The following is a 7,460-nucleotide window of genomic DNA, read 5'->3' as shown; positions in this document are numbered from 1 at the left end:
GCATCTACTTCTGGTTCCCGAAGATGACCGGCCGGTTGCTCGACGAGCGGCTGGGCAAGCTGCACTTCTGGCTGACCCTCATCGGCTTCCACACCACGTTCCTGGTGCAGCACTGGCTGGGCAACTCCGGGATGCCGCGCCGCTACGCCGATTACCTGCCCACCGACGGGTTCGCGACGCTCAACTTCGTCTCCACGGTGGGCGCGTTCATCCTTGCCGCCTCGGTGTTGCCGTTCGTGTGGAACGTGTTCAAGAGCTGGCGCTACGGCGAGCCGGTCTTGGTGGACGACCCGTGGGGACACGGCAACTCGCTGGAGTGGGCGACCAGTTGCCCACCGCCGCGGCACAACTTCACCGAGCTGCCCCGGATCCGTTCGGAGCGCCCGGCTTTCGAGCTGCACTACCCGCACATGGTCGAGCGGATGCGCGCCGAGGCGCACGTCGGCCGCGAGCATGTCGCGAGCGTGCCGGCCGACGCGGGCTAGCGCCACAGCGGGCGAGCAACTGATGACGGGCTAATCGCCGGGCTGGCCGCGGTCCCCGCCAATGGTGTCGCGGACCGCGGTCAGCCGTGCGGCGCGTCGGAGATCTTGGTGTCGGGCTTGCCCAGCGTCTGGCAGTACGTCAACGCCGAGAGTCGAGTGGCCGAGATCTCGGCATTGGACGGGTCGGTGCCGTTCTTGTCCTTCAGCATCTTGCTGACCTCGTCGTTCTGCTTCTTCTCGTCCTGCGTGGTGAAGTCCTTGCACTTGGTGTCGCCGCCGGTGTTGATGACCTGCGACGCCGAACACGCGCTGGACAGCAGTACGGCCATCGCGAACATGGCGGCCGCGATTTGCTTCATCGTTTGCCTTCCTCGAGCCGAGTAGTGGTATCTGTACACCAAATCGGCCGATTTGAAACCCCCACATCCGATTTGCCCTGCGGCTTTCCCGGTTTGCGCCGAGTGCATTTCGCGCGTGAGTGGGAATAACTGCCTCGCCCGCATCGTCGTTGAGGCGTCGATCGGGGTCCACCCGCCGCGCGCGCCCAGATTCGAGGAAAGGAAACGACAGTGTCGCCGTCCGACGGTCCAGCGCAGTCGACATTGGTCACGACGAGGGCCGGCGGCCCGCTCGCGGCGCGGGGCGTGTTCGCCGGTGTGCTGGTGCTGTTGTTGTCCGTCGGCTGGGTCGCCAACCACTTCGTCGCATTGATGCCGTTGCTGAGCGTTCGCCGGCATCTGAGCGCGGCCACGCTCGACGCGATCTTCGGTGTCTATGCGCTGGGATTGCTGCCCGGTCTGCTCGTCGGCGGGCGCGCGTCGGACGCGTTCGGGCGGCGATCGGTGGCGCTGGCGGGCTCGGCGACCGCGGTGGCGGGGACGATTGCGATGCTGTGCTCACAGCAGTACGACGCGCTGCTGATCGGACGCCTGATCGTCGGGCTCGGGGTCGGGCTGGCCATGAGTTCCTGCACGGCCTGGGCGTCGGATATCAAAGGTCCCGCCGGGGCGGCCGCCGCCGGGGCGGTGTTGATGGCCGGTTTCGCGATCGGCCCGTTCGCGGGAGCGGTGATCGCGGGAGTCGGGCCCGCCGGCATCCGGTTGTCGTTCGGCGTCGCGGCCGCCATCGGTGTGGCGGCCATGCTCGTCGTGGTCGTCACTGGACGGCGCCCGGAGGGCGCCGCCAGGTCGAGCGCCGAGGTATGGGAGCCGTCGACGCCCGCCGAGCAGGGCGCGGCGCGGGCGTTGAGTTGGGCCATGCCCCTGGCGCCATGGGTATTCGCCTCGGCGACACTGGGATTCATCGCGATTCCCGGTCGCGTGCACACCGGGCTGGCGGCTCCGATGGCCGCCGGCATGGCCACGCTGCTCGTCAATGGCGTCAGCGGGCTGATCCAGGTGCTCGCCCGGGCGCGCCGGTGGGGGCCGCAGGCCGGCACCGCGGGCGCGGTGCTCGCCGCGCTTGGCTACGCGGTCACCGCGCTCGCCCCGGCGGCCATGCCGCTGGCTCTGGGTGTGCCGCTGTTCCTGGTGTTGGGGTGCGCGTCCGGCCTGTGTCTGCGCGAAGGGCTGATCGATCTGGAGGCCGCCGCGCCGAAACGCCTGCGCGGCGGGCTCGTTGGTGCGTTCTACGTGGTGACGTACATCGGTTTCGGGCTGCCGCTGATCTTGACAACGGTCGCCTCGACGGTGTCGGCGACCATCCTCGCGGTGATGGCGGCACTGGCGTTGCTGACGGCGGTGAGCCGGGCGGTTCGACTCCGAGGCGACGCTCATCGCCAGGGCTAGCGCGTCGGCGCTCAGACGAGTTCGCGCAGCGTCTCGATCAGCTTGATCCGCTCGGCCGGTGTGGACGCGATGGGTGCGACGTTGAGAGTGGTCACCCCGGATTCGGCGAATGCGGCCACGCGATCCCTCACGAATTCGCGGCTGCCGATCAGGTTCACGTCGCGGACGAGATCGTCGGGCACCGCCTTGGCGGCGCCGTCCTTGTCGCCGGCCAGGTAGAGCTCCTGGATGCGGTCGGCCTGCGGCCCGTAGCCATACTTGGTGGCCAGGGCGTGGTAGAAGTTCTTGCCCTTGGCGCCCATGCCGCCGATGTAGAGGGCGAGGTGGGGTTTGACGAATTCCCTTAGTGAGTCCACGTTTTCGCCGATGGCCAGCGCCGGGCCCGCGAAAACGTCGAGCTCTCCCAGACTGGGGTCCCGCTTGGCCCGGCCGGTGGCCAGCGCCTCCCCCCAGACGTCCTGGGCCTTCTCGGGCAGGTAGAAGATCGGCTGCCACCCCTCGGCGATCTCGGCCGCGAGTTCGACGTTCTTCGGCCCGAGCGCCGCGATCAGTATCGGGATGCGTTCTCGGACAGGCTTGTTGATCAGCTTGAGGGGCTTGCCAAGCCCGGTGCCCTGCCCGGCGGGTAGCGGGATCGTGTAGTACTTGCCCTGGTGCTGGACGGTCTCGCGGCGCCACACCTGGCGGCAGATGTCGATCACTTCGCGGGTGCGGGCGATCGGTGCGTCGTAGGGGACACCGTGGAAGCCCTCGATGACCTGCGGACCGGATGCGCCCAGCCCCAGGGTGAACCGACCGTCGGAGACGTAGTCCAGACCGGCGGCCGTCATCGCGGTCAGCGTGGGCGTCCTGGTGTAGAGCTGCATGATCCCGGAGGCCAGTCCGACCCGGTCGGTGCTGGCGGCCAGGTAGCCGAGCGCGCTCACCGCGTCGAACGAATACGCCTCGGGGACGAAGACGATGTCGAGGCCGGCACGTTCGAGGTCGGCCACTTCGGCGGCCACGTCCTTGAAGCCGCCCGCATAGTTGATGCCCAGTCCGATTCGCATGTGGGCCTACGCAGTGGTGAACTCGTCGGCCAGTTCGAGCGCCTCCCGCTGGATCCGTTCGAACTGCGCACCCATCGCCTCGGACAGCGCCTTCGCGCCCGATAGCGGCCGGACCATCACCATGAAGTCGTCGATGAGGCCCTCGTCGTTGAAATGCAGGAAGTCGCAACCGGTGATCGTGACTCCGGGCGCCCCGGCGATGCCGGTCTCGAACACGAACGCGTGGTCCCGGCCGCTGCCGTCATGGATCTCGCGGACGTACCGGAAGTCCTCGAAGATGCGTAGCACGCCGCGCAGGATGGCCGCCGTCATGGGCTTGCCGACGTAGGGCTTGAACGCCACCGGGCTGGTGAACACCACATCGTCGGCCAGCAGCGCCTGGATACCCTTCTCGTCGCGTTCTTCGACCGCCTTGCGGAAGGGATGCATCCGACACCTCGCATTTCGTTTCGCCAAGTGTCGTTGACGCTATGCCGTCCACCGCGACGTGTCCATAGTGCGATTAATCACTTTGTTGACTACTCATATCGTTGTAGCCTCTTTGGGTGTCGCTGCGTGATGCGGTATTGGCCGCCCTCCTCGAGGGCGAGTCATCCGGGTACGACCTGGCCAAGGACTTCGGCGCGTCGGTCGCGAACTTCTGGATGGCCACCCCGCAGCAGTTGTACCGCGAACTGGACCGGCTTGCCGAGCAGGGTCTCATCCAGGCGCGCCTCGTGCAGCAGGAACGCCGGCCCAACAAGCGGCTGTTCTCACTGACCGACGCCGGCCGTGACGCGATCCGGGAGTTCACCGGGAAACCACCCAAGCCGTTGGCGATGCGCGACGATCTACTGGTCAAGGTGCAGGCCGCGGACATCGGCGACACCCCCGCCGTGCGTGAATTCATCAGCGAACGCCTGCAGTGGGCGACGGCCAAACTGCAACGCTACGAACGGTTGCGGGCGCGCATCCTCGACGGTCGCGACGAAGGGCAACACCTGGCGCACGCCGAACGGGTCGGCCCCTACCTGACCCTGCTGCGCGGAATCGCGTTCGAGGAAGAGAACATTCGATGGGCCGAGCGCGCGTTGGCCGTCATCGAACACCGGCTCTCCGCGGGGGTCAAGAAGGCCCCGAGCTCACCGCGTCACCGGGCTGCCGCTGACCGAGCAACTCCTCCTGGCCGACCTCAGGCACGTTCCCCTCGTCGGTGAACCGTGCGCGTTTGCCCGGCTTCTTCGGCGCCTTCTGCGGCGCGGCCGCACCGTCGGTGGGGCGGTGACCGTTGGAGGGCAGGCCGACGGCCTGGCCGGCCATGTCGATGGCCTTCTCGGTGTACACCCGGTAGCCGAAGTTCGGTAGGTAGCCGTGGATCTCGGGGGTGTCCAGATCGCGCATGAACTGCAGGATTTCGCGGCTGAACAGCTGGCCGGGCACCAGCACCGGAAAGCCCGGCGGGTAAGGCGTTACGTACGTCGCCGACACGACGTCGGATCCCGCGTCCAGCCGCTCGTCGATCTGATCGCCGGTCAGGTATTCGCAGTTGGTGTCGTCGTAGGAGAGGTAGAACCCGCGCCGGACGTCTCCTTCGGGCGTCGGTCCGCTCCCGGCGTGGTCCAGGAATGCGGGATGGAAGCCGCTGAAATCGGGTAGCGGCAAAGACATTTCGGTGAGTCGGTAGACCGCCCGCTCGAAGTGTTCGCGCTCGCCAAGGCTCATCTCGGAGATGTTCTGGTCGAGTTCGGTGGCGATGTTCACCAGAACCTCGACCAGGAACGCGACCGAGCTGCGCGTGGTGCCGATGTTGGTCATGAACAGCACGCTGTTGCGCGACGTCTTGTTGATCTGGATTCCGTAGCGGTCCATCAGCTGCTGGCGTTTGAAGGTGTCGCCGTCGTACCCGGTGCGCCCGATGAACAACGTGATCCGCGACGGGTCGAGCACGAATTCGTCCTGTTCCCAGGCCGCCATCATGTTGCGCAGCCCCGATCGCAGCGGCTGCGCGATGGCCGACGGCCGGAACGGCTCCGGGATCAGATCCGAGGTGCGCAGGCAGCGCATGTACTTGCTGAGCAGCGGATGGTTGTCGATCGCGTCGCGCAACTGCATCGCGTTCTCGATCTGCCGCTGCACCAGCTCGACCCCTTCCAGCGCCACCTGCCTGCGGCCCAGGTCAAGCGACGCCAGGATCTGGTAGTTGGGCGAGGTCGAGGTGTGGGCCATGTAGGCCTCGTGGAACGGCTCGGCGACTTTCTGGTCGAAGTCCTGGTCGTAGACGTGAATCATCGATCCCTGCCGCAGCGCGGTCAGCGTCTTGTGTGTCGACTGGGTGGCATACACCCGCACCCGGGCCCGCGCCGGGTCCGGCATCAGCCGGCGGTCCACAACGCCGTCGTCGCCAGGGGTTTCGCCGCCGCCGGCGGCCAGATACTCCTCGTAGCGCTGCCGGTAACCGGGGTCCTGCAGCCGCTCGCGCAACGCCCGTGCCGAGGCCATCGCGGTCCGCTTCCGGTAGACCGGGTGGAAGCGGGCGAACGCGAACCATGCCTCGTCCCACAGGAACACCAGGTCTCCCTTGATGGCCAGGCACTCTTCCATCACGCGCTCGACGTCATAGACGATGCCGTCGAAGGTGCAGTTGGTCAGCGACATCATCTTGACCCGGTCGAGCTTGCCGGCGCGCTTGAGCTCCAACAGCTTCGACTTGATTTCGCGGAGCGGCACCGCGCCGTACATCGAGTACTCGTTGAGCGGATACGCCTCGAGGTACACCACATTCGCACCGGCCAGCATCATTCCGTAGTGATGCGACTGATGGCAATTCCGGTCCAGCAGCACGATGTCGCCGGGCGCCACCAACGCCTGGGTGACGATCTTGTTCGCCGTGGAGGTTCCGTTGGTGACGAAGTACGTGTGCCGCGATCCGTAGGCCTGCGCGGCCAGCTGTTGCGCCTCACGTAGCGGCCCGGTCGGCTCGAGCAGCGAGTCGAGGCCTCCGCAGGTCGCCGACGTCTCCGCCATGAACACGTCCAGGCCGTAGAAGCCCACCATGTCCCTGATCCAGTGCGAGTTGACGATCGACTTGCCCTGCGAGATCGGCAGAGCGTGAAAGACGCCCGTGGGCCGGTGGCTGTACTCCTTGAGCGCGCTGAAGAACGGCGTGCGGTAGCGCGCCGCCACGCCCTGCAGGATCGAGAGATGCAGCTCGAGCATGCCTTCGCGGGCGTGGAACACCCGGCGGAAGTATTGGCCCAGCCGCCCGGCGATGTCCTCGACCTCGATTTCGGTCATCAGGTAGAGGTCCAGCTCGGGCCGTAATCCGGTCAATGAGATCGCCAGGATCTGCGCGCGTTCTTCGGGTGTCTGGTGGTCGTTCAGCTCGTCGGACACCGCGGTGTCGACGAATTCGGACAGCGCCGACAGGTCGCGGGTCGACTGGTGTGAGAAGCGCCGCCGGATCACCACCGCCTGCAGGTTGACGTTGAGCCGCGCGGCGATGAGCGCCTCGTCCCCGCTGGACACCACCACGAGCTCGTAGACGAATTCGTCGTCGGGGCGCCGCCATTTGCGAACCTCGTTGCGCAGCGCGCGTTCCTGGTCTTCCGTCATCTTTTCGACGACCAGCACTTCGAAGTAGGGGCGGTCGCGCGGTGAAGCCGGTTTGTGCTCGATGAGCTGGCGCGGATCGGTCGGGAACATGTCGAGTTCGTCGGCGCCGGCGTTGTCCACGTCTCCCGTGCGGTAGGACTCGGTGGTCAGCGCCCGGTTGACCTGCGCGACGGCCTGCGCGAACTTGTCGTGGTGGCCGGCCGCGAAAAGCCGCTGGATACGGGCGAATTGGGGCGCGCCGGGGTAGGCCCAGTAGGGCTCCAGGGTGCTCAGGCGCGCCAGCAGCTCCTGGCAGGCGTTCGCCCACTTGTCCTTCAGCGTCCCGGTGGTGGTCGGTCGCATCAGCCGATCCGCGGCCTCCTCCAACCGGCACCACGAGTCGCTACGAACCTGCCACAGGCTGTTGTAGGCGCGTAAGTGCTCTGTCATGGCCGCCCTTTCCTCGCCGCGGCGGCTCCTTGGTCCCGCAGCGTCGGTTCAGGCTTGCAGACCCAATCCGCCCGCCGGTGACCGCAAGACAAACACTCAGCGTCCGTCACATGACGGCC

Annotated in this window: 7 protein-coding genes; 3 read left to right on the top strand and 4 right to left on the bottom strand. The window is 66.9% G+C overall.

All coding sequences use genetic code 11. The features are described from left to right. On the top strand, positions 1-485 hold a 485-nt coding region (locus tag A9X04_RS24660; RefSeq protein WP_197509363.1), incomplete at its 5' end, for a cbb3-type cytochrome c oxidase subunit I. Between the two features lie 80 nt (positions 486-565). Here A9X04_RS24660 and A9X04_RS24655 read toward each other — a convergent pair. Continuing rightward, complete coding sequence (locus tag A9X04_RS24655; RefSeq protein WP_067926345.1) at positions 566-844, bottom strand: hypothetical protein; 279 nt, start codon at positions 842-844, stop codon at positions 566-568. A 243-nt stretch (positions 845-1,087) separates the two neighbouring features. On the opposite strand from A9X04_RS24655, the gene A9X04_RS24650 reads away from it, so the two are divergent. Further along, the gene (locus A9X04_RS24650; protein ID WP_067926342.1) at positions 1,088-2,272 is read left to right on the top strand and encodes an MFS transporter; all 1,185 of its coding nucleotides are present in this window, start codon (positions 1,088-1,090) and stop codon (positions 2,270-2,272) included. Between the two features lie 11 nt (positions 2,273-2,283). Here A9X04_RS24650 and A9X04_RS24645 read toward each other — a convergent pair whose 3' ends face one another. Both A9X04_RS24645 and A9X04_RS24640 read right to left on the bottom strand, forming a co-directional pair. Then, positions 2,284-3,321, bottom strand: coding sequence for an LLM class F420-dependent oxidoreductase (locus tag A9X04_RS24645; RefSeq protein ID WP_067926339.1), 1,038 nt, complete (start codon positions 3,319-3,321; stop codon positions 2,284-2,286). A gap of 6 nt (positions 3,322-3,327) precedes the next feature. Further along, positions 3,328-3,750 carry a nuclear transport factor 2 family protein gene (locus A9X04_RS24640; protein ID WP_067926336.1) on the bottom strand — a complete coding sequence of 141 codons (423 nt, stop codon included), beginning with the start codon at positions 3,748-3,750 and terminating at the stop codon, positions 3,328-3,330. A gap of 116 nt (positions 3,751-3,866) precedes the next feature. Between A9X04_RS24640 and A9X04_RS24635 the strand changes: the two genes are divergently transcribed. Continuing rightward, complete coding sequence (locus A9X04_RS24635; protein WP_067926333.1) at positions 3,867-4,517, top strand: PadR family transcriptional regulator; 651 nt, start codon at positions 3,867-3,869, stop codon at positions 4,515-4,517. Here the strand turns inward: A9X04_RS24635 and A9X04_RS24630 are convergent. Further along, positions 4,426-7,341, bottom strand: coding sequence for an aminotransferase class I/II-fold pyridoxal phosphate-dependent enzyme (locus tag A9X04_RS24630; RefSeq protein WP_067926331.1), 2,916 nt, complete (start codon positions 7,339-7,341; stop codon positions 4,426-4,428). The two genes, A9X04_RS24635 and A9X04_RS24630, sit on opposite strands and share 92 nt — an antisense overlap. Positions 7,342-7,460: the final 119 nt, after the last annotated feature.

This window comes from Mycobacterium sp. E3247 (assembly GCF_001667785.1).
In the GTDB taxonomy this organism is placed as follows: domain Bacteria; phylum Actinomycetota; class Actinomycetes; order Mycobacteriales; family Mycobacteriaceae; genus Mycobacterium.
Note: the sequence above shows the minus strand (reverse complement) of the source record. Positions and strands in the feature narration are given on the sequence as shown.